Origin of the sequence: Mycolicibacterium llatzerense (assembly GCF_000878195.1) — a bacterium.
In the GTDB taxonomy this organism is placed as follows: Bacteria; Actinomycetota; Actinomycetes; order Mycobacteriales; family Mycobacteriaceae; genus Mycobacterium; species Mycobacterium llatzerense.
Map to the genome: position 1 here is coordinate 1 of NZ_JXST01000049.1, position 20,603 is coordinate 20,603.

At 65.0% G+C, this 20,603-nt stretch carries 24 protein-coding genes; 14 read left to right on the plus strand and 10 right to left on the minus strand.

All coding sequences use genetic code 11. The features are described from left to right. From TL10_RS31805 to TL10_RS25440, 3 genes are all read right to left on the minus strand, one after another. Positions 1-260: hypothetical protein (locus tag TL10_RS31805; protein WP_234711538.1), on the minus strand; the 260-nt coding region annotated here is incomplete at its 3' end. Positions 261-310: 50 nt separating this feature from the next. Continuing rightward, on the minus strand, positions 311-952 hold the full coding sequence (locus tag TL10_RS25435; RefSeq protein WP_079481877.1) for a cadmium resistance transporter: 642 nt from the start codon (positions 950-952) through the stop codon (positions 311-313). A gap of 138 nt (positions 953-1,090) precedes the next feature. Next, positions 1,091-1,480 (minus strand): heavy metal-responsive transcriptional regulator, encoded by a 390-nt coding sequence (locus tag TL10_RS25440; protein WP_005148625.1) that lies wholly within the window; start codon positions 1,478-1,480, stop codon positions 1,091-1,093. A gap of 56 nt (positions 1,481-1,536) precedes the next feature. On the opposite strand from TL10_RS25440, the gene merA reads away from it, so the two are divergent. The 5 genes from merA to TL10_RS25465 are packed head-to-tail and all read left to right on the plus strand — an operon-like array spanning position 1,537 to position 5,323. Further along, complete coding sequence (gene merA, locus TL10_RS25445; RefSeq protein ID WP_005148655.1) at positions 1,537-2,940, plus strand: mercury(II) reductase; 1,404 nt, start codon at positions 1,537-1,539, stop codon at positions 2,938-2,940. Positions 2,941-2,966: 26 nt separating this feature from the next. Further along, positions 2,967-3,608, plus strand: coding sequence for an organomercurial lyase MerB (merB, locus tag TL10_RS25450; RefSeq protein WP_005148656.1), 642 nt, complete (start codon positions 2,967-2,969; stop codon positions 3,606-3,608). A 32-nt stretch (positions 3,609-3,640) separates the two neighbouring features. Next, positions 3,641-3,931 (plus strand): mercuric ion transporter MerT, encoded by a 291-nt coding sequence (locus TL10_RS25455; RefSeq protein ID WP_005148657.1) that lies wholly within the window; start codon positions 3,641-3,643, stop codon positions 3,929-3,931. A gap of 46 nt (positions 3,932-3,977) precedes the next feature. Further along, a complete protein-coding gene (locus TL10_RS25460) occupies positions 3,978-4,478 on the plus strand; it encodes a TlpA family protein disulfide reductase (protein WP_225433764.1) in 501 nt (166 codons plus the stop codon). Then, positions 4,475-5,323, plus strand: coding sequence for a cytochrome c biogenesis CcdA family protein (locus TL10_RS25465; protein WP_024444598.1), 849 nt, complete (start codon positions 4,475-4,477; stop codon positions 5,321-5,323). The genes TL10_RS25460 and TL10_RS25465 overlap by 4 nt, the downstream gene beginning before the upstream one ends. A 136-nt stretch (positions 5,324-5,459) precedes the next feature. Here the strand turns inward: TL10_RS25465 and TL10_RS31810 are convergent, their stop codons facing one another. From TL10_RS31810 to TL10_RS25485, 4 genes are all read right to left on the minus strand, one after another. Then, entirely contained in the window at positions 5,460-6,005 is a 546-nt protein-coding gene (locus TL10_RS31810; protein WP_226522004.1) for a hypothetical protein, read from the minus strand. Between the two features lie 298 nt (positions 6,006-6,303). After that, the gene (locus tag TL10_RS25475) at positions 6,304-7,332 is read right to left on the minus strand and encodes a TniB family NTP-binding protein (RefSeq protein WP_005148661.1); all 1,029 of its coding nucleotides are present in this window, start codon (positions 7,330-7,332) and stop codon (positions 6,304-6,306) included. Then, entirely contained in the window at positions 7,320-9,284 is a 1,965-nt protein-coding gene (locus tag TL10_RS25480) for a TnsB C-terminal domain-containing protein (protein ID WP_005148662.1), read from the minus strand. The genes TL10_RS25475 and TL10_RS25480 overlap by 13 nt, the downstream gene beginning before the upstream one ends. 123 nt (positions 9,285-9,407) lie before the next feature. Further along, positions 9,408-10,148, minus strand: coding sequence for a TnsA-like heteromeric transposase endonuclease subunit (locus tag TL10_RS25485; protein ID WP_011894084.1), 741 nt, complete (start codon positions 10,146-10,148; stop codon positions 9,408-9,410). Positions 10,149-10,514: 366 nt separating this feature from the next. Between TL10_RS25485 and TL10_RS25490 the strand changes: the two genes are divergently transcribed. The 4 genes from TL10_RS25490 (at position 10,515) to TL10_RS25505 (ending at position 12,992) form a co-directional block, all read left to right on the plus strand. Continuing rightward, on the plus strand, positions 10,515-10,721 hold the full coding sequence (locus TL10_RS25490; protein ID WP_016895040.1) for a hypothetical protein: 207 nt from the start codon (positions 10,515-10,517) through the stop codon (positions 10,719-10,721). After that, positions 10,712-11,137 carry a PIN domain-containing protein gene (locus tag TL10_RS25495; protein WP_016895041.1) on the plus strand — a complete coding sequence of 142 codons (426 nt, stop codon included), beginning with the start codon at positions 10,712-10,714 and terminating at the stop codon, positions 11,135-11,137. Before TL10_RS25490 ends, TL10_RS25495 begins: the two co-directional genes overlap by 10 nt. Positions 11,138-11,400: 263 nt before the next feature. After that, a complete protein-coding gene (locus tag TL10_RS29825; RefSeq protein ID WP_052506537.1) occupies positions 11,401-12,693 on the plus strand; it encodes a PPE domain-containing protein in 1,293 nt (430 codons plus the stop codon). A 5-nt stretch (positions 12,694-12,698) separates the two neighbouring features. Beyond that, positions 12,699-12,992, plus strand: coding sequence for a hypothetical protein (locus TL10_RS25505; protein WP_131630808.1), 294 nt, complete (start codon positions 12,699-12,701; stop codon positions 12,990-12,992). Between the two features lie 127 nt (positions 12,993-13,119). On the opposite strand, the gene TL10_RS25510 is transcribed toward TL10_RS25505, so the two are convergent. The 3 genes from TL10_RS25510 to TL10_RS25520 form a co-directional block, all read right to left on the minus strand. After that, positions 13,120-13,425: a hypothetical protein gene (locus TL10_RS25510; RefSeq protein ID WP_043987852.1), complete on the minus strand. Its 306-nt coding sequence runs from the start codon at positions 13,423-13,425 to the stop codon at positions 13,120-13,122. A gap of 21 nt (positions 13,426-13,446) precedes the next feature. Next, entirely contained in the window at positions 13,447-14,265 is an 819-nt protein-coding gene (locus TL10_RS25515; protein ID WP_131630809.1) for a hypothetical protein, read from the minus strand. Between the two features lie 200 nt (positions 14,266-14,465). Beyond that, on the minus strand, positions 14,466-15,080 hold the full coding sequence (locus tag TL10_RS25520; RefSeq protein WP_131630810.1) for a hypothetical protein: 615 nt from the start codon (positions 15,078-15,080) through the stop codon (positions 14,466-14,468). 609 nt (positions 15,081-15,689) lie between these two features. Between TL10_RS25520 and TL10_RS25525 the strand changes: the two genes are divergently transcribed. The 5 genes from TL10_RS25525 (at position 15,690) to TL10_RS25545 (ending at position 20,542) form a co-directional block, all read left to right on the plus strand. Next, positions 15,690-17,606, plus strand: a complete 1,917-nt coding sequence (locus TL10_RS25525) for a hypothetical protein (protein ID WP_043987854.1) — start codon at positions 15,690-15,692, stop codon at positions 17,604-17,606. Positions 17,607-17,758: 152 nt separating this feature from the next. Continuing rightward, a complete protein-coding gene (locus TL10_RS25530) occupies positions 17,759-18,466 on the plus strand; it encodes a hypothetical protein (RefSeq protein WP_131630811.1) in 708 nt (235 codons plus the stop codon). Continuing rightward, positions 18,466-18,786 carry a hypothetical protein gene (locus TL10_RS25535; RefSeq protein ID WP_043987856.1) on the plus strand — a complete coding sequence of 107 codons (321 nt, stop codon included), beginning with the start codon at positions 18,466-18,468 and terminating at the stop codon, positions 18,784-18,786. Before TL10_RS25530 ends, TL10_RS25535 begins: the two co-directional genes overlap by 1 nt. A 299-nt stretch (positions 18,787-19,085) precedes the next feature. Next, positions 19,086-19,880 (plus strand): hypothetical protein, encoded by a 795-nt coding sequence (locus TL10_RS25540; RefSeq protein ID WP_043987857.1) that lies wholly within the window; start codon positions 19,086-19,088, stop codon positions 19,878-19,880. Further along, positions 19,877-20,542: a hypothetical protein gene (locus tag TL10_RS25545; RefSeq protein WP_043987858.1), complete on the plus strand. Its 666-nt coding sequence runs from the start codon at positions 19,877-19,879 to the stop codon at positions 20,540-20,542. The genes TL10_RS25540 and TL10_RS25545 overlap by 4 nt, the downstream gene beginning before the upstream one ends. The last annotated feature ends 61 nt before the right edge of the window (positions 20,543-20,603 follow it).

The following is a 20,603-nucleotide window of genomic DNA, read 5'->3' on the forward strand; positions in this document are numbered from 1 at the left end:
ACCCTGCTTCCGCGCCCGGCTGCGAGCGCAGCAGGGTAGCCGGAATGGTCTCCTGTCGATTCCGTTGGCTCGGGTACGTCTTCGGTATAACTACTGTGATCGTGTCTCTCGTGACACACGATCATGATTCTGTGGTGCGCTCGCTCGTGTTGGTAGTTCGGGTGCCGGCTGCGGCCTTTGAGCACCTTGGCCACCGCCCGTTTTAGATTGTCATAGCGGATACGGGCCGGGACATCACCAAAGTGGTTGAACGCCAACACATGCCGATGCAGGAGCGCCTCCTGGCCCTGAGTGGTGAAGTTGCTCCGAGCTAGAGGGCGAACGCTCCGCCTTTGATGAGGATGAGGGCCCCGATTGTGATCAGTGCAACGGGCAGAACGATGTGGCCCCAGCGTGAGAGTGCTTTGGCGATGATCGGGTGGGAGGCGAAATATCGGCCGGCCGCGCACCAGATGGCCACACCGATGAGGAACACGATGATGTAAACACCGATGGTGGCGATCGTTGAGACGGCGAAGATCGGAACGTACACGCCGATGTTGTCGCCGCCGTTGGCGAAGGTGATGACTGCGACCTGCCAGGTGCCAGGCGTCAACAGTGTTGCGGGATCATCGGTCGGCGCCGGTTGGGTGCGGCGATCCCGCCAGGCCAGCCATGCCGCCCGCAGCCCCAACACGATGGGCAGCAGCCCGAAGTACGGCAGTGCGGCTGGAGGAAGCAGCGTGGCACCCAGGAGTGCGCCGCCGACCGAAACTGCCAAGATGGCGGTGAAGCCGAGGTACTGACCGGCGGTCACTCGGATGGCTGCGCCACGATGACCGGGCGCCTGGCCGAACATCACCGCGAGGACCACGATGTCGTCGATATTGGTGATGGCGAAGGTGGCGATCGCCTGAACGAGTGTGGCTGGGCTCAGCACGGCCAATGCGACCAGCTTCGAGTGAAATCCCACCGCATCGGGTGAGCCTACTGCTCAGCAGGCCCCGCGCTCCCGCGCACCAACGACCTCCAGTGGGGCGGAAATTCATGACGACTGCCGGGGTCAACGGACTTGACGAAATACATGCCTCCGGTGCCACGGAGGTGGCTCCTAGAGGTATCGACATACGTCATCGGCGCTGCATGATTCCGGGTCGACGCTTTCGGCGCCCTGCCGCAGCCGGGCGATGGTCTCGCGCAGTGCCACCAGTGCGCTGATCTGCTCGTCGAGGTCGGTCAGTCGGATGTCGAGCAGGTCGCGCACGTGCGTGCACGGCGCGTGGCCGCTGTCACGGATGTCGAGGATCTGCCGAATCTGGGCGAGGCTGAACCCGGCGGCCTGTCCCCGTCGGATGAAGCCGACCCGGGCGATCGTGTCGGCGGCATAGTCGCGATACCCCGCCGGGGAACGTTCGGCGGGCGGGAGCAGGCCTTCGTCTTCGTAGTAGCGCAGCGTCGCGGTGGTGGCCCCGGTCGCCTCGGCGAGCTTCCCGATTCTCACGATGTCTCCTCAGAACACTTGACCTTCAAGCCTACTTGAAGGTCAAGGATGGGTGCATGAGTCAGGGATTGGACCTCGCGGTCATCGGTTCCGGCGGCGCGGCGATGGCCGCGGCGATCCGCGCTACCGCGCTCGGCAAGTCCGTCGTCATGATCGAGCGCGGCATCTTCGGTGGCACGTGTGTCAACACCGGCTGCGTGCCGTCAAAGGCCCTGATCGCAGCGGCCGAGGCCCGGCATACCGCAGCCGACACTGCCCGGTTCCCGGGGATCGCCACCACGGCCGGCCCGGTGGACATGGCGGCCCTGATCGCCGGCACGCACGATCTGGTGGAGTCGCTGCGCTCAGAGAAGTACCTCAACGTGGCCGAATCGTATGGCTGGCAGCGCATTCAGGGCCAAGCGCGGTTCGCCGGAACCCCGGACGCGCCCGTCATCGAGGTCGGCGATGCCACCATCGAGGCCGAGCACTACCTGATCGCCACCGGCGCGAACCCAGTCATCCCGCCCGCATTCGAGGGCGTCGCCTACCTGACCTCGACCACCGCGATGGAAGTCACCGAGGTCCCGGAGTCGCTGCTGGTGATCGGCGGCGGCTACGTCGCGTTGGAGCAGGCGCAACTGTTCGCCCGGCTCGGGTCAACGGTGACGGTGCTGGTCCGCTCCACGCTGGCATCGAAGGAAGAGCCGGAAGTCGGCATGGCGCTGCTGGAGGTGTTCGCCGACGACGGCATCCGGGTGGTGCGCCGCGCCACGGTGAGCGAGGTCGAGCAGGCCGACGATCAGGTCACGGTCACCGCGACCATCACCGGCGGAACGCAGCAGTTCCGTGCCGCGAAAGTCCTCGTCGCCACCGGCCGCCGTCCGAACACCGACGGCCTGAATCTCGAAGCGGTGCAGGTCAAAACCGGCGAGAACAACGAGGTCGTGGTGAGCGACGGGCTGCAGTCGTCGAACCCACGGATCTGGGCGGCCGGCGACGTGACCGGGCACCGCGAGTTCGTCTACGTCGCCGCCCATCACGGCGCGATGGTCGCCGACAACATCTTCACCGACGCCGGCCGCAGGGTCGACTACCGCCATCTGCCCCGCGTGACGTTCACCAGCCCCGCGGTCGGTGCGGCCGGGACGACCGAGGCCGAGCTCCTCGCCGCCGGGACACGGTGCGACTGCCGGGTGCTGCCGCTAAAACATGTGCCGCGTGCGGTGGTCAACCGAGACACCCGCGGTTTCATCAAACTCGTCGCCGACGCCGGCACCGGCCGCATCCACGGCATCACCGCCGTCGCCAAGGATGCTGGCGAGATCGCCGCCGCCGCGGTCTACATCCTCGACGCCGCGATGACCGTCGACCAGGTCGCCGGGTCCTGGGCCCCGTATCTGACCATGGCCGAAGGCATCAAAATCGCCGCCCAGTCCTTCAGCGCCGATATGTCCCGACTGTCCTGCTGCGCATCCTGACGCATGGCTCACTCGAAAGGTTCCTGATGCCCAATTTCCTTGACCGCCTGACCATTCCGGAAGAGTCCGGGCTCGACCCGACGATGCTGGTGCCGTTGCTGCGGCTGCTCGCCGCCGGCGAGCCGGTCACCGTGGAGGCGCTCGCCGCGGCCGTCGGCCTCCCGGTTGACGAGGTGACCCGGCGTCTGGCCGCGGTACCCGACACCGAATACGACGAGCAGGGCCGCATCGTCGGCCAGGGCCTGACCCTGCGCCCGACCCGCCACCGATTCACCGTGGCCGGCCAAGAGCTCTACACCTGGTGCGCCCTGGACACCCTCATCTTTCCCACCATCCTGGACCGGCCCGCCAGCATCGAATCCGAATCACCCGTCAGCGGGCACCCGATCAGGGTCTCGGTCGGCGAAAACGGTGTCACCAGCGTGCAGCCCGAGACCGCGGTGGTCTCGCTGGTCAACCCCGACGACCTCACCTCGATCCGGTCCTCATTCTGCAACCAGGTGCACTACTTCACCTGCGCGCAGGACGCCGCGCCGTGGCTCGCCGAGCACCCCGAAGGTCAGATCGTCAGCGTCGCTGAGGCCCACCAACTCGGCGCAGCCCTGACCACACAAATCCTTACCCAGCTCCATACCCCGCCAACTGCCCACCCCGGCTGCTGCAGCTGACCAGCCGCACCCAACCTGATGAGGAGAAATCAATGAATCAACGTCCACGAAGAAATCCCGTGCTGCTGGGTGCGGCAGCGGTGCTGGTGACGGCCCTGTGTTGCGCCGCGCCAGTCCTGATCGCCGGCGGCGCGCTCGCCGCCGTGTGTGGACTGCTCGAGAATCCATGGGTCATCGGGGCAGCCGTCGCGCTGCTGCTGGCGGCTGTGGTCGCCTTCGCCCGCCGCGGTCAACGCGGCGATCACTGCTGTCCCGCCGACAGCCATTCACCCGCGACGCACACGCTCGACGACCTGACGAAAGGAAGCATCGACAATGTCTGAAACGCGTTCGTTTACACCCCACAGGTGGGCGGGCGTTACGGCTGTGATGCTGGCAGCGGGCGCGCTGACCGCGTGCGGCCAATCGGCCACAACCAGCAATCCGACCTCACCGCCACACGCCAACGCCACAACCCAGGCGACGGCGGCGACACTGACCACGGTGGACGGCAAAACCGTCGAACTGCCCGCTGCCGCCCCGACCGCGATCCTGTTCTTCTCCTACGGGTGCGGCGAATGCGTCGGCGGCGGTAAATCCCTGGCCGCTGCTCGGGCGGCCGTGGAGAAAGCCGGAGGCAGCGCCAAGTTCCTAGCCGTCGACATCGTCCCCACCGAGAAACCCGCCGATGTTCGCCACTTCCTGGACCAGATCGGCGGCACCAGCCTGCCCGCGGTCGTCGATACTAACGGGGCCCTGACCAGCCGCTACCAGGTGACCGCGCCGACCACCGCCCTCGTCATCGACCCGTCCGGGCAGATCAGCTACCGCGGCCACGCCCCGTCCCAGGATCAGATCCTGGCCGCCCTCGGCAGCAGCGCCGCACGGTGAACCTGCTCGCGCTCGCGTTTACCGCTGGCATGCTCGCCCCGGTCAACCCCTGCGGGTTCGCGCTGCTACCGGCGTGGATCACCGGCACCATCGCCACCGGCGGCACCGATGCGGTGCTCGTGCGGCTGGCCCGGGCACTGCGCACCGGGGCCGTCCTGACCATCGGGTTCACCGGCACCCTCACCCTCGCCGGTATCGCGATCAGTGCCGGTGCCCGGACCCTGGTGACGGCTGCTCCCTGGCTCGGGATCACGATCGGGCTCACCCTGGCCATCTTGGGCGGCTTCATGCTCACCGGCCGCACCATCGGTCTGCGTATGCCTGCCCGGACGCGTCATCGGCCGGACTCCCCAACAGCCGGTGGTGTGCTCGCGGCCGGAATCGGCTACGCCCTGGCGTCACTGTCCTGCACCTTCGGGGTACTGCTCGCGGTGATCGCCCAGGCCCAGGCCACCAGCGGATGGGGCGGTCTGCTGGCAGTGTTCACCGCATACACAGCCGGTGCCGCCACCATCTTGATGCTGGTCAGCGTCGGCACCGCCATCGCCGGCACGGCCCTGACCCGGCATCTGGGTATCCTCGCCCGCCACGGGACCCGCGTCACCGCCGTTGTCCTCATCGCCACCGGCGCCTACCTCGCGTGGTACTGGCTGCCCGCGGCCACCGGGCACACCGCCAGCGGCGGCAACCTGCTCACCGGCTGGTCGGCCACCGCGACCGGATGGCTGCAGGACCACGCCCTCCCGGCCAGCGTCATTGCCGCCTTCGCTGTGGTGGTCAGCGCGGTGGCCGCGTGCTGGACCACCCACCGCCGGCCAATCACCGGCAAGCAGCGCCGCCGGTGATGATTCACCGGCCGATACACCCAGCCAGATACCACTGTCCCTAACGATTAGAAAGCCGATAGATACAACCGTCGGACACAGTCAGATGCACACCACAAGTGCCTTACTGATAAGGCACATTCAAGACTGCCGACCCCTAAGCGCGACACGCCAGTTCTGCGCCGTCTGAGCGTGTCGTCAATACGGCAGTGGCGAATAGGCGTCGGTACTGCGCCCATTGCTCGACGGGGGTGGCGTCGGCATGGTGGGCGCCGGTGCGTTCGTTGATGCGGTCGAGCAGTAGCGTCGGCCAGGCGGGTTCCGTTGGCGTCCTGGGCTGTTCAACCCGAGGGCGAGCTGTGAGCAATGTTGCGGCTACGGCGATCACATCGGGGTAGGCCACCACGTGCGCTTCTAGGCCATTCTGCAGAATCCCCGCCGCCACGTGACGCTCTGCGTGAGCCCAGAAGACCAGGATGTGGCGGGCGTCGCCCAAGGCGTCATGAAGGTCGACCTCTGAATACTGACGGGCCAAGCGCCGATGCGTGCGCCCGGCACTGAGCACCGTGGGCCGGTCACGAAGATCCACCTGGTCGTCAAGAACGCGCGTTGGTGAACCGATCCAGCGTCGGTGACGGTGGCATACGGAGACATGTGCAGGCAGGTAGCAGTAGACGGGTTCGTGTATTCCCTTGCGTGCCATACATCTTTGACACAAAGGGCGGCGGAGATATTGCTTGAGCGCGGTGGGGTCGCCAGCAAGCCCGCAGAGACGGGACCGGATTACCTGCTCAGGTTGGCCGCTGACGACGGCCAACCAGTCCGGTCGCGGCCGGGCTGCGCATGATTCGGCGACATGGCCGCGCAGTGTGGAGACGCCGATATGGTTGGCGCGGGCCAGCCTGTCGATGTAGGACGATACGGCTTCCCAACGGAACGGTGCGATCGTTCGCGGGAGCCGCTGGCGTGGTCCGCGCGGCCACGGCCTGACAGTTGCCACGTCAGCTGGCCGTGCGGGCCGCGGCCGTGTGGGCGGCGTAGTCGATCAAAATATCGTCCATGGCCTCGCGGGTGATGTGCTCGGTGCCGTCGAGCATCGCTTGGATTGCTGAAGCCCGGATCAAGTGGGCCAGGCTGCCGATCATCCCGCCGGTGCGGCGGTGCAGGTAACGGGCCTGGGCGACAAGGCTTCCCGGTTCGTGTCGATGCAGACGCAAGGTACCTTCCATGGCGGCGACGAGTTGTCGCCACTCCTTGGCGTCGGGGAATGCGCTGGTGTGGATCACCCCGCAACGGCCGGCCAACTGCCGTCCCCGCGTGCCGGTGAACAGCCCCGAGCGTTCCACTTCGATCCCGGCGTAAACGAATGTCGCAGGCAGATGCTCGGTGAAGTATTTGAGGTGGTCGGACAGTTCTTCGCCGGCGCGGGTGTCGAGGTTGAGGTTGTGGATTTCATCGACCACCACGATGTCGGTACGGGCATCGATGAGCACCTGGCACACGGCATCGGAAATATCGGTCACGTTCATCCGCTGATTGAGCGTGGGAAGCCCCAGAAACCGTGCGAACTCCATCGCCAACTTGCGGGGCGACCCTTTCGGCGGGGCCGTCACATACACCACCGGAATCCGGCTCTCATCGCCGGGAAACCGTGCACGGGTGCGCAATTCGTGAAACCGACCCAGTTGCTTGATCGCCGTAGTTTTCCCCGTCGCTGCCCCGCCGGAGATGATCAGCCCGCGCCGGGCCCCGATCTCGCGCTGGTTGAGCAATGTCAACAGCCGGCCCTGATGGGTGATCGCTTCGATCGCCGACGTGGTGACCACCACCAGCTCCGAATGATGCGCAACCCGGGCCTCGTTGTAGGCCGTCCGCTCGTCCTCACCGAGGCTGGCCCACTCGTCGTCGGCGAGCAACGTGAACTCCGGCGGATCGGCATCAACAAAACGCCGCCAGCCCTCCAGCGTCGTGGTCGGCTGGCGGCGATCCTCTAACTGACCCACCGCCGCAATCTCGGTCACAGTCGCCACGTTTGGGCCTCCTTGCGTGCATCAAACACCGGCAGGGGTATGACCTCCGCCATCTCGCCGTCATCGTCGAAAGTCTCGTTGTCGGCGGCCCGTTCCGACGGTGACGGGCCATGATGTTCGGATGATTCCGTCGGGTCCGGCCAGTCCCGGCCGGCGCTCGCGGCGCTGGTCCGTCCAGTCACTCGGCGCTCGGCTTTCGTCTGCTGCTGCGGCCCAGCGGCGGCGCGGTCCAGCAAGTCCTCCGCGATGGCCGCAATCTCCGCTTCCTGGGTCTTCTGGGCCCCTCTGCGGTCGGCTACGGAGCGGGCGTGGCGCCACAGTGTCTCGCCGAACGGCACCGGCGAGGACCGAAGGTGCGTCCACGTCGCGGCCAGCCATCCGTCTTCGTGGTGATTGCGCACCCAAATCCTCGACACGTCATACGGGTCGTAGTGCACTTCCCACTGTCCGTTACGGGCATCGACCCCGGAATGCTGGCGCCGGTATGGGTTGAGCGCCTTGGCGTCATAGGTGCGATGGTTGATCCGGACCCCGTAACTGTTGATTGTGCGCCACTGCACGGGAAGCAATTCGATATAGTCGTCGGCGTCCAGTGGGACCGGTACATAGCCAGCCACCTCAACGAGGGCAGTGTATTTCTCGTTGGGAGACAACGCTTTCCCCGGCGTCACCGGATCCCGCAGGCCATCGTGGGGGCGGTTCTGCCACACCGCGATGATCCACTCGTCCAGCAGCGCCTGCAGCTCAATCATCGACCACACCGCGTCGTCCTCGGCGTTTTTCCCACGCCGCTCCACCGATGAACCGACGTAACCGGCCACGTACTGTGCGAACAGGGTGCCCACCGACTGCAATGTCCGCTCGATCTTCGGCTTATCGGTCGGGCAGTCGGGATGAGCCGGCTGCAGATTGATCCCCAATGTGCAGCACGCTTGCCGAAATGTTTGGGACAGATACGCTTTCCCGTGATCGCAGACGATCGTCTCGGGAGCGATCACCGGCCTGGCCGCAGCATCGGCCAGGCGCTGATCGACACTGGTCAGGCTGTGGTGCGGAAGTACCGACCGGGACATCCGCAGCGCATCGGCCCATCCCGGGCGCATCGGTTCGGGCGTCAATGCCCGCGCCAAGAGCAGTGACGCGTCCACTGCTTTGGTCGTCGGTCGCAGCACCGCGGCCGGGATGGACCGCGTAGCGTTGTCGACCATCGCAGTCAGCTCGACTCGGTCTACCATGCCGTCATCGAGCACTACCCGTACATCCAGAAGGGTTGAATCGATTTCCACCATCTCGCCGGGGCGCACCACGGTGATCGACCCGAATGGGCCATCGGGCTGCTTGGACAGCGATCGCCGCGTCCGTGCTGACCCGAACGTGTGCCGTCCTTCCGCGAGGCGCTTGACCAGCCGGTAGAAGGTGGGCTGCGACGGCATCGCGGGCGCGTCGTCGGCACCATAGGTGGCCACCAGCGTCTTGGCGACCCGCCGTTGCAGACGCTGCACCGTTCCCGTTGACAGGTCGGTCTCGCCCTCGATCGCATCCCGCACCGCGGCGACGACACGGTCGTCCACACGGCCGAATACCGCGCGCCGCCGATTATGGCGCCCGTCAACCACTCCCAGGAGCCCGTCCCGTTCGTAGGCAAATCGGCGACGCTGCAACGCATTCCGACTCACGTCGTGGCCGGCGGCACGCAGCTCGTCCAACTTGGCCAGCTCACGCTGCCGCAGAGATCGTTTCGCCGTGTCGAACTCTGGGCGGGGACGAATGCCCGCGGCCGTCCCAGGCGGGCGGCCGCTGAGGATCTCCACGATGTGGCGCTCCCACCACCGTGCTTGCTCGACGGCTGCCTCGGGAATGCCAGCCAGCATTTCCTCAGAACACAGTGGCGGTCGCGACCCCGACACCAATTCCAATGCCGGATCAACCATCAGCTGCGAGAGCGGCACCACAATCTGCTCGCCGACAGCGTCAACCAGTCGAGCTGATCCGCCCGACAGGGTTACGACGGTGAAAACACCTGCTGATAAACGGATTTCGTCTCCCTCTCGGACGACACCCGTTCGCACGTCAGGTCACCACCCGGTCCCGAGGCCAATCGCCGTGTCGTCGCCAAGTGCCGCTCCTTGCAGATCGGCAACTAAACGGCCGTGCCAGAGCAGATGAAACAGTACGGGCAGCACCACCAAAGGAGTCCCGACCGCGTGCACACCAGCCATCAACGGACGGACCCGAGCGAAGACCTCCGCCAGTTGATCAGCCAAACCGATCTTCAATACTCGCGGATGCCGATAACCCGACAACCAACGTAGATTCGCCCGCAGCACTGGATCGAGGGAACCGACACGCAGGTAATCCCAACCGACCATCGCGCACGTGGCGGCAGACCGATCGAACACGTCCCGATCAGCGTCAGAGATCCGGTCGTCCTCACGAACGTCGACTACGACGACAGATCCATCGCGGCGCCGCACGAAGTAGTCAGGAGCATGCCGCGTGCCGTCACGCCAATGAATCCAAAATGGTTGCGACAGAACACCAACAACATCCGGATCGGCATCCAACGCCATCAACTGGTCACGTTCTACCCAGGACTCGTGACCTACATGTGCGCCGGTTGTGGCGAACCACCACAGCCCGGGAAAGTTACGCTGACCTCGAAACGAGGGGAAATTCCGCACTGGTGAACAGTCCAACTCAAACCGGGTTGCAGCACATCGGTCCAGCGATTGCCGCGTGCATCCCTCGCGGGTGTTGAACTCCAAGTCCACTGCACTCGCTACACCTGGCCCAGCCGAAACAGCCGACGTCAGCACACATAAACGCTAAGCCTCGTGCCCCAGATTCAATGAGAAAGACACGCACTTACCCCAGATTCAATGAGAATGCCCCAGAATCAATGAGAACGGACAATCAACTGCGGACTCCTGTTCCCGAGGATGATGACGATCGGCGATCGATGTGCCCCTGTCGATCAGGTGTGCGGGTCGACCAGGAGTGGATTGGTGATGGGTGTCGGCCCCTGGTCGGACGACAGTGGACTGTGGCCGTTGGCGCACAGGGACGCCCGCAGAAACGTCACTGTGACGAATCGGTGCCCGCCCGAGGATCGGCCGCTAGCCCGACGCGCTACCACGCTATATACTTATTTGACATTCGATATATACCCTTGAGGCTGGCTGATGACGAAACGCTTGATCGACTTAGACGACGACCTTCTGGCGGCAGCGCAGAAGGAGCTGAAGACGACCGGCGTGTCTGACACGGTCCGGGTGGCATTACAGCAAGCCGCAGCTCGGGCCGCCCGTGCGCGCCAGGTGGCTTGGTTGAGATCTGGCGGTCTGGACGAGATGGCCGGCACCGAACAGCGAGGCGACGTGTGGCGCTGATCGCGCGTTACATGGTCGACACCAGTGCCGCGGCGCGGATGAAATCGCCCACGGTGGCTGCCCGATTGGCACCGCTAATCGAGGCTGGGCTGGTCGCCACGACGGCCCAACTCGACGCCGAAGCCCTGTACAGTGCACGCAATCCGGCTGAGTACGAACAACTTTGGGCGGACCGGAGACTGGCCTACGAGTACCTGCCAACAGAAGACGAGCACTGGCAGACAGCGTTGGGTGCGCAGCGAGAGTTGGCGAGGGCCGGCCGGCACCGCGCTGTCGGCATGGCTGACCTTCTTATCGCCGTGTTGGCAATCGCCCATGACCTGACGCTGATCCACTACGACTCCGATTTCGACATCGCATCCGATGTTCTGCCGCTGCAGCACCGTTGGGTGGTCGCACGTGGCGTTGTTGATTAGGTATCCACCAAGGTTGACGTCCTCTCCTGGCTGAAGCCCGGAGAGGACGTCAATGGCTCCTAGCTGCAACCGCACCGCATTTGCCGTCGGTTCGGGTGCAACAGCGGCGATACGATCGTGGGGACCAAGGGGGCCACCACATGAATGTTCGCGTCGACACGGCTGCGCTCGCTGCGGCCGCTGGACAGCTGTCAGCGAGCGGCCAGTCGCATGCGCCTGTAGTCGCTCAACCGCCTGGCGTTGATGCGACATCAGTCGCCGCTGTGGCGCAACTGAATACCGGGTCTGCGGCGCTGGCGGCGCTGCTGGATCACGGCAGCGCGTTGCGCACTGTCGGTGGCCTGGCTGTGGCCAATACCGCAACGTTTCTGGAGGGCCAGGACGACGCCAACGCAACCGCGATCCGTAGCGGAAAGTCCCCCGATTCCGCTACCGGGCTTGCCTCATTGCCGACGGTCTCCCAACCGCAGGTGCCCGCCATCCCTGCCCTTCCACCGACGGCGCCAGCCATGCCGGGTGAAGCCCACGCCCGGGCGCTGTACGGCGGGCCGGGTACTCAGTCGTTGTACGCGTTCGCTGATCACTGGTCGAGCATGAGTGGGCAGCTACGCGAGCTGTCGGCAACGGTGTCAAGCGCAGCGCACGCGATCGACGACGGTTGGGAGGACGGCACCCAGCAGGCCGGCGCTAACACACGCAACCACGCTCAGTGGGTGTCAGATATGGCGGACCACGCCAATGCCATGGCGCGCCATGCCCGCGACGTGGCGGCCGAGTTCGAGTCCGCGAAAGCGAACACACCTAGCCCCGAGGAGTTTGCGCGGAGCCGCGAGAATCTGGCAGCTGCGATGCGGCGTTTCGCGGCTAGCCGTGGGGCTAACGCCGTAGAGGTGCAGCAGTGGACGCAAGACCTGGCGACCAAACAAGCACAAGCCACTTCGTCAGCAATGGACTATCACGCCGGCGTGACAGCAGCGACCTGGCAGTCGATGAACTCGACGTTCAAAACTGCCCCGGCGATCGCCACGGGGGGCGGCCCTGACGACACGATCGTCGGCCCACATCAGGGTCCGCACGTGCAGTTGGTGGACAACGACAACGGTGTGAAGTTCTCCGACGACCCTGGTAAAGCCCCCCAGATCGGGCCATTTCCCGTCCCGCCGGAGATCGCAAAGGCGGCCGAGAATATGCCCTTGGTGCCACCGGACAATCCGCTCAACAGGACGCTGCTGCCGACCATGCCGGCGCCGTTCACCATCCCCGGCGGCGCTCAAAAGTTCTACGACGAGCTCACCGCGATCATCAATCAACACGGCCCGGGTGACGCGGCGCTCGAGGAGGCGCGCCAGGCGCGCCAAATCGCCGAACAGGCGCTGCACCAAGGCTGTAGCACGCTGACCTGGACGGGAAACTCGTTGGCATTTGTCGGAGCCTCCGGGGCGTTTCTGCTGACGCTCCCTGTCGACTGGACCCCGCCAGGCATCGCGGCTGCGCTGGCCACGGGGACCGCCGCACTCGGCTCTGGTGCGGTCCTAGCCGATTGCTTCGCAAAGTGATCAGTGTGGGTAAGTACAGGCTTGTGTGGCTGGGCTTTCTAGTGTTAGGTCTCGTCGTCGGAGTCGGATTCTGGTTTCTTGTGACCTTTGTCCTCGCCGCCGCGGGATTCTCCTTTTATGCCCTGCATATCGGCTCTTATGTCGCATTAGTGCTGTGGCTGATTGCGGGTCCGTTGATCTACATCCGCGTCAACAGGGCTCACCCTCACACCGCCACCTACCGGATCGCGCCCCTGCTCCTAGGGATGGGTCTGGTGGTCACCTACTTCGCCGTCGCCTGGGCAATCTCTCACGGCTAAAACCGCACCGGGTGAGCCAGGGTGCTCGCGCGAGTACCTGGGCGTGGTTGTCCATCGTGCCGACCATTCGCGAACGCTCTATTTCGATGGCGTTACGGCTCAACCAATCTCAACGAGACAAGGGCAACTAGGCGGTGCTGCCGTACATCTGGTTGACGTCGATAGCTTGTTGAACCACGCACCACATGCCCCACATGTGGGGCTGAATGTACACGTTTGTCGCGTGAATTTGGTTTGTGAAACGCACTGGTATGCAGACGAATTCACCGGGTTGTGCAGCTTTTAGCGCCGCTTCAACCGCCTTGGCGGATTCGTCGCTGTCTTCGGCCAGCGCGTAGATAAGAAAGTCGTTGCCCCTGGATGTCGGGTGCTGCAGCGCCACCGACCAGCACAGCACTGTTCCGCCGGCCATGGCACCGTCCAGTATCCCCATATGCGGTTCTCCTTGCCGTAGTTATGGACGGCTTAGCGTCTGACTTTCGGTGCGTAACGCGTCTGTGACACCGGGCCACGTAGTCAAGTCAAGGTCGCCGATCATTGTTCTGATCGCATCCGCCCATTGCGTTCCGTGGATGCCTTCTCCTGCGGTGATGGCCGCGGTGAGTGCATCAACGTCGATGTTCTCGTCAATCTCCGATTCAGGGAACACTGTGGCGGGGTCGGCATTCTCCGAACCCGAATGGGTCTCGATGATCCACGTGGGCCAACCCTGGCACAAGTTGCGGCCGAGCAGCTCACGCCTCAGTGCCACAGCGAGTTTCGCTTTGGCCTCGTCGGACAGTGGGGTGACCGCTGCGATCGTCTGATTGACCCAGTGGGAGCCAACGAACCCAGACGCCCCCCTGTGTGGCACGCAGTCGACCCAGATGGTCTCGCCTTCGGCGTTGCAACCGATCGGGATGCGCAGGTACTCGGGTTGCGCCGTGGGTGTCAGGCGTGTAATGACTTCGTGCAGCAGTGGTGTTGTGTCGCATGCGCGCAGGCCGATCCACCAGTTGGGGTGTTCGAGCCGTAGTCGCCACGTCTGGTATCGATTGTCGTCGCTCATCAGCGGGATGAGGTCGGCGCGACTGTGGTGGCTTTCAACCAGGGCTGAGGCCACGGGGTCGGACATGTCCATGTGGAGGTGATAGTGGAACCCGGGATTGCCGTCGGTGAGTCTGGCGTAGCGGGAGATGAGCAGATCGGCTCTGCGTTCTGCTTCCGACGGCACGGGTGAATCGGTAGCAGGGTCCCCTTGACCGCCACCAAATCTGTTGTGCGACATGCCCATTGTCCCCTCTGTTGATGTCGCGGGTTACGCCACGATCCCTATAATGATGCCGAGCAAGATTGATCCGGGGATCACCCAGGCCTGCGGGAGCGAGATGCCCGATAGCGCAAGGCATATCACCACCAGGACACCGATGATTCCGGCCCCGATAGATTTCGCCAATACCTGGCCCATTGTGGTTTCTCCTTACGAGTCTCGGCTTACGTAGTGATGGCCTGCGCCGGCGTGCCCTGCGCGGGAGTCAGGAGTGGCCGCAGGCGAGCGTCGTTGACCCACGCCGGGCCGTAGATCGCGTGCGCGCACCAGAGTGCGATGGCCGGCGCAGTGGGACCGTCCAGGCGCAGCGGGGAGCAGCGATCCCCGAAGGCGAACGTCACGGATCGGGCCATCAGATCGGGGTAGAACTCGGTGACGTACTGAAACCAGAAGTCGACGAGGGTGCCGTCGGACCCGCTGCACATGATGCGTTCGTCGGTGACGACAACGGTTGCCTGACGCGGGTCGCGCCATTGTGCGACGAGGTCGCGCTCGGCCTGCTTGCGGCGTCGGCGGTTCATAACGCCCTGGGCGGCAAGCATTCCGAACATGAGTCCGGGGCTGCCCATCAGGAAGCTGGACGATCGGCGGTAACTCCCGTCGCCGGCGATGAGTCGGCTGGCCACCGCGGACGTGCACAGTCGAGCGACCTCGCCGTCTTCGAGCACGGGGCCGTACACCTGCGCGGCTGGAGCCGGCTCCCCGCGATACAGGGCAACGGCGCACGCACGTGCGTAATCCCACCAGGGATCGCCGCCGGGAAAAACCTCGATGCTCATCGTGTCCACCCCCGTGGATGTAGCTGATGTCCTGACCGTACCGCGACGGTATGACAAGCGCCGAAACTGGCGTCACGGGCGGAATCCGCGAAGCGGGGAGAGTGCCCAGCGGCATAAGGGTCAGGGGGTGAGACCCGTCCGCCCGTGACGGCCACCCCGACGATAACACCGTCGGTGCACAGTTTCGGCGAATTTGGATCGCGACCCCATGAAGCTATAGGTGAACAGCAGACAGTCGCACCATTCTGTTCCAGTGGCAGCAGCATATCCGCGCATGTTCTCCAAATGCGCCGCGTCACACTGGCAGATATGGTCATCACCCGAAAGTGTAACAGGACTGTTCACGGATTGCATGATCTGATGTATCATCCGAACCAGAAAAATTGGTGCCGCCACAACCAGCAAACCGGTTGAAGGGCACTGGACACTCGGGGGCTCTATGGGCGGCGGTGCACGGCACGCGACAGCGCGCCTCTCGTTGGTCGCCTTCCCCTACCCGTGGCGCGCCATTGCGCCTCTCAGACCGACGCATCACGACCGTTGTCCGGGTTGCGTCACGCCATAAACGCTCCAAATCCCCTCTACCCCACTGCTATTCGGAAGGCCATCATGGAAATCACCACACGCCCGTATCTGAATGCCGGCCTGGCGATGTCGTCAGCGGTGCTCATCGCAGTCACCCCACTCACCGCCGCGGGGAACGGCGCCGCTCCCCCGATCCACACCCCGCACATCGCCACCACGAACGTGCACTTGTCCGCACTCGTCACACAGGCCGACGTCGACGCACTGGTGGCGAACCTGGACACTGTGCTGCACTCTGTCGACTCGACGCTGGCCTCGATCGCGTCGGTACCAGGTACTACCCTGCAGGATGCGCTCAATACGGCTGCGACGCTGAACAATTCGTTCTGGACGGGTTTGATCGGTGCCACAAACAACTCCGCACTGTCGGCTCTGCTGGCGGGGCTGCGCGCATCGTCGAACGGGGGCCTCACCAGCCTCGCGGCCACGGCGGGATCGCTGTCGGGGACGCTGACGTTGACCACCGGCCAAGTGGCAACCCTGCTGACCTCGGTGCTGACCGGCTCGGCCGGGACAGCCGCCCAAGCGGTCGCCTCCGTCGTCAACAACCCGCTGGCACTCTCGAGCTACACGAACCTGGTGAACGTGCCGCTCAACCTCGTGGGCCTGGCGGCGAACGCCGCAATCACCGCGGCCGATCAACTCGGTGACAACGCACTAACGGCGGCCAACACCCTGGTCCACGGCGTGACCGCGCAGATCAGCAATCTGCTGTCCGTGGTCAACGGGGTGGTGAACTCTGCCGAGGCTATCGCGGACAACAACATCATCGACGGCTTTCTTACTGCCGCTCAAGGCATCGTGATCGCACCCACCTCGGCGGTTGTTGAACTCGTCAACGGGGTGTCCTCGGTGCTCACCACGTTCGGCACCACGGTGCTGGACAAGGTCGCCGCCGGAGCATCGGCCATTGCGACCGATTGGGTGGGCAACGGAACCGTGCCGGGCGCCTTGCAGAACGTCGTCACCGCCATCGGCACCAATCCCCTGTCCCCCGTGAGCTACACGACCGCCGTCGGAGCCCTTGTCAATGCGGCAGTGGACACCGGCTACCGGGTGATCACCACCGCAGGCTCCCTAGTCGCCGCACCGATCTACGCGACCGCCACGGCCACAATCGCGGCCGCCAAGGTCGCCGGGGCGTTCATCAACGGCGCGGCGTACGTCGCGTCCGGCCTGTTGACGATGCTCGGAACGCCGCGCTTCATCTCCAACCTCCCCCATGACCTTGCCGGCACGGTCATCACGGCCATGAACCTCACCGCGCACGCTGTCGCGGCCGCCATCAACGGTGTGGGCAACCTGGTGAGCACCGGGGTCTCGGCCGCAAACGCGCTGGCCGCCACAACAATTCCCGCCACCACGAAGATCATCTCCGCAGCGGCGGCCACGCCGGTAGTCTCATCGGCCGGAGCATCGGGGGCGAAGGCGAAGGCGATCACGGCGACCGAGAGCCCGTCGAAGACCGCCGCGGCGGCTCCCGGCGCGGCGGGAGAGTCCGGCGCAACGACGACCAACCCCGGTCACAGCGCGGTGGGGTCCTCGACGAAAACGCAGGAACCGGCGGTCAGGGTGAACCCATCCAAGGCTGCCGCACCGGCCTCGCCCACAGGACCAGACGCCACAGCAACGAGCAAGTCCACAGAGCAGTCCGGGGGCACCGCAGCGCCTGGTAAGTCAGCACCCGGCAGCCATGTCGGTGGTAACCAGACCACCCGGCACGATGCCGACGGCAAGGCGTCGACCGTGAGCCGCGCCCCCGCCGACAGCGGCACGGGCAAGCATCGGGCGCCGGCGAGCGCATCCGCCAGCAGCTCCGCAGCGGTCGTATCGTCGGAGTCGGGTGGGCGGCACCGTCGCAACGAGAGCCCCTCCCGGCCGACGTCCGGAGGGGGCGTCAACGCGGCGCACGGGCATACCTCCGAAGGTGGTACCCGGTGAGCGGCTGCTGGTAGGACCGGGCCCTGGGTGTGGCAGCGCCGCCAGTTGGACGGCAGCTGCCACACCCAGAGACCTTTCCAAGTGGGGACCAGATGGTCTGGACGGCAACGCTTTTGGCGACCGGAGAAGACGTTCAAAGGGGATGGGACGTGATGGATCAGTGGACACGGTACTCGCGGTGGGCTTACCGGGACATGTACCCGCAGCTGGTAGCTGACCTGTTCGACATCAGCGTCGAAACTCTGTTGCGGGACGTCGCGGCGGGCTCACCGGTCTATCCACGTCCGCGGGAGGTCGGGTTGGGTAAACCCATATGGTCTGAGCTGGCGGTGTTCAGCGCGATCTGGGATCGCTTCCCCGCGCTGGACGCTCGTATTCCTCGGCTGTTCCCTGATCCTGGGTCAAGCAGTGCCGCAAAATTCATCGGCACACAGGTCCTGGGCGGCGGGCGCAATGTGCACCGCTACGCCGTCCACCTGTGGTTGCCCGGGGATAGCCGGGGCGCGGTGGCCGTTGCGTATCGGGCCGGCGTCGACGACGTGCCCGCCCCTGCTGGCCGGCTATTGCGCCAGTTGCCGACGGTCAGTGCGGTCATCATCCCCGAGGTGCGGGCGATGACGATCCCCGGAGGTCAATTCGGGGACCACCAGCCTTCGGTTGAGGTGGCCGAGCGCGGGACCTCTCCGCTGAGTGCGTGGGCATGGTTCGACGTGGTCGCCCTGCTGCGCACGGACATTCCCTGGTTCGCTGATGCGGCCGACCTCGACGCGATCGTGTCCTGGCGCCCTGGCGGGCCGACGAGGCCTTCCCGAGTTCACGAGGTCGGATGTTCGACCCTGATCACGACGGTCAGTGCCTGATGAGTGAGAGCCCGCGCCGACGCGGCAGCCAGCCGTTCGACGAGCTGGACACCGTGTTCGTGCTGCCGGGCCGTCTACCGATCCGGGTCGGTCGCTGTCTGCTCCTGGCTGCGTTGTTCGCTGGTGGGATGTGGAATCTTGCCACTGGTGCCGGCGGCTGGGACACGGTTCCGGCCATCGTGCGCATCCTTGGGGTGATCGTGTGTGCTGGGCTGGCGCAAAGCTGCGTGCGCGGTGCGTTCGGCCTTTGGCAGGCTCGCGGGCGAGATGGCCTGGGGCCGGCTGCCGAACGCATCGACTCGCCCGACACTTTGTACTGACCGACCGATGTGCGCGAAATCGAGAGTCCATCGTGGTAGTGGCGCGGTTGTGCTGTGCGGCAGGCGAGTTCGCGAACGCGCCACGCGGATCATCAACAGGTCAGGATGCCGGATCCGTGTTGTACGCTGGGAGATGGCATTCGCGGGTGCCACGAATCTCGACATCCGGCTGCACCGCCCACATCGGTCAGTCACCTTCACGATCGAGACAAGACCTCTGGTTTCCGCACCACCCAACGAAGATCGTTCTGCGCAGATGTGGGCTGGCAGAACACTCTCTTTGAAGGGATCGCCCTGTAATGCGTAATGACGAATCGTCCTATCGGGCCGCTCGGCAGTATCAGGCCGACCATCCAGGGGTGTCGTACACCCGGGCCAAGCGGATGGTCACGGCCGCCACGTCCTCCACTCGCGCGCCTCTGGTCGCGTCTTTTCCCGGCGAAGACGGTCAGCCCGTCGCGGTGAACTTGGAGTGGGCGTCCGGTCCGCACGCTTTGCTGATCGGGGCCGACGCGCCGGCGTTATTGCCAGCGCTTGCGGACACGTTGTCGGCTGAACAAGACGAGCGTGACCTCGAAATCATCTACAGCACAGCACAGTTTCCGGGGTACCGCATACGTGCTGAGCACACGCATATCCCCCATCGGCAGCTCGTCGACCATGTGGACAGTCTGGCGTGCACGCGCCAGAGCATGCTGAGGGAATTCGATGTCCCTGACATCGAAAAGGCCCGCGCCCACGGGCACCGCATCCCGACCGTGGTCGTTTTCATCGACCGTCCTGACCTGGAGTTGACGGAAGCTATTCTCGGCTGGTCTCGGATAGGGCGATCGCTGGGCATCGACTTCGTGGTGGCCGGCGCTGCGGCTCCAGTCCCAGAGGGTGCCGGTGACGTGGCTGAGGGCGATCGGTACTGCGGCAATCTCGATCGGGCGGTACCGGAGATGGACTATCTGCGTAAGAGCGGCATGTTTCGGGTGATCGTTTCCGTCGTTAGCGTCGGCCGGGCCGCGCTGGTTATCGATGACACCCGTCCCGGGGCCGACAGGGTCATACGGGAATTCCGGTATGGATCGGCGGTTGCACGTCCATGAGCGCCGGCGAGCGCACCGTCACCGGGGCGAAATTGGGTGCCGAGCCCTCCCACGCCGACATCATCGTCGCGGAAAGGACTGGGCACCTACGCGATTGCACTCTGATCGCCCGGTCGGGCGGCGTCGCGATCTGGCGCACCGACAAGTCAGCGGCCTGCGCCGTGCCGCTGTGGTTGCCGCCATTTGGGTGGGAGGCACCGCTCGGGCTGTATCGCGGCTTCGGTGCCGACGCGTTGGGTGACGTCCTCGAGCATGGCCTCGACGTTCCTCCAGGGTCCGCGTTTTTCGCGACTGGGCATGCCGACAAAGCTTGGGAGTACCCGCCCACGAGGAGCATCGCTGCGATGCTCGTGCTCGACAGCACCCAGGCCAAACCCAGTTACGTGTGCACGCCTTCCGGCACTGACGACGCGTGGCGACCCGATAAATCGTTATACCCCAACGAATATGTCGATGACGGACGGCGAGTCCACACGCGATTCGACGCTGACCGCGGTACCCGGTGCTTCCGGGATGAGCAGATGTACGGCCACTGGATTCCCGGCGACGCCCGCGACGCGCTGATCGCCATCGTGCTCGGAGGTCCTCGAGCGGCCATCCGCGCACGGCTCGGGGACCTCCGTGGTGGTGGTTCGTACCGCGTAGAGCTGCTGCCTGAGTAGCGGCGGCCGTCGGGTACCCGCTCGCTGCGTGGCTTGCATTCCCGTTTCAGCCGAGCACAGG

What these genes read in the sequence shown, in the direction of transcription:
- TL10_RS25460 (WP_225433764.1), top strand. Translation starts at nt 3,978, where the DNA reads ATGCTGGCAGCGGGCGCGCTGACCGCGTGCGGCCAATCGGCCACAACC.
- merA (WP_005148655.1), top strand. Translation starts at nt 1,537, where the DNA reads ATGAGTCAGGGATTGGACCTCGCGGTCATCGGTTCCGGCGGCGCGGCG.
- TL10_RS25455 (WP_005148657.1), top strand. Translation starts at nt 3,641, where the DNA reads ATGAATCAACGTCCACGAAGAAATCCCGTGCTGCTGGGTGCGGCAGCG.
- merB (WP_005148656.1), top strand. Translation starts at nt 2,967, where the DNA reads ATGCCCAATTTCCTTGACCGCCTGACCATTCCGGAAGAGTCCGGGCTC.
- TL10_RS31810 (WP_226522004.1), bottom strand. Translation starts at nt 6,005, where the DNA reads ATGGCACGCAAGGGAATACACGAACCCGTCTACTGCTACCTGCCTGCA.
- TL10_RS25510 (WP_043987852.1), bottom strand. Translation starts at nt 13,425, where the DNA reads ATGGGGATACTGGACGGTGCCATGGCCGGCGGAACAGTGCTGTGCTGG.
- TL10_RS25525 (WP_043987854.1), top strand. Translation starts at nt 15,690, where the DNA reads ATGGAAATCACCACACGCCCGTATCTGAATGCCGGCCTGGCGATGTCG.
- TL10_RS25520 (WP_131630810.1), bottom strand. Translation starts at nt 15,080, where the DNA reads ATGAGCATCGAGGTTTTTCCCGGCGGCGATCCCTGGTGGGATTACGCA.
- TL10_RS25535 (WP_043987856.1), top strand. Translation starts at nt 18,466, where the DNA reads ATGAGTGAGAGCCCGCGCCGACGCGGCAGCCAGCCGTTCGACGAGCTG.
- TL10_RS25545 (WP_043987858.1), top strand. Translation starts at nt 19,877, where the DNA reads ATGAGCGCCGGCGAGCGCACCGTCACCGGGGCGAAATTGGGTGCCGAG.
- TL10_RS25490 (WP_016895040.1), top strand. Translation starts at nt 10,515, where the DNA reads ATGACGAAACGCTTGATCGACTTAGACGACGACCTTCTGGCGGCAGCG.
- TL10_RS25540 (WP_043987857.1), top strand. Translation starts at nt 19,086, where the DNA reads ATGCGTAATGACGAATCGTCCTATCGGGCCGCTCGGCAGTATCAGGCC.
- TL10_RS25515 (WP_131630809.1), bottom strand. Translation starts at nt 14,265, where the DNA reads ATGGGCATGTCGCACAACAGATTTGGTGGCGGTCAAGGGGACCCTGCT.
- TL10_RS25530 (WP_131630811.1), top strand. Translation starts at nt 17,759, where the DNA reads ATGGATCAGTGGACACGGTACTCGCGGTGGGCTTACCGGGACATGTAC.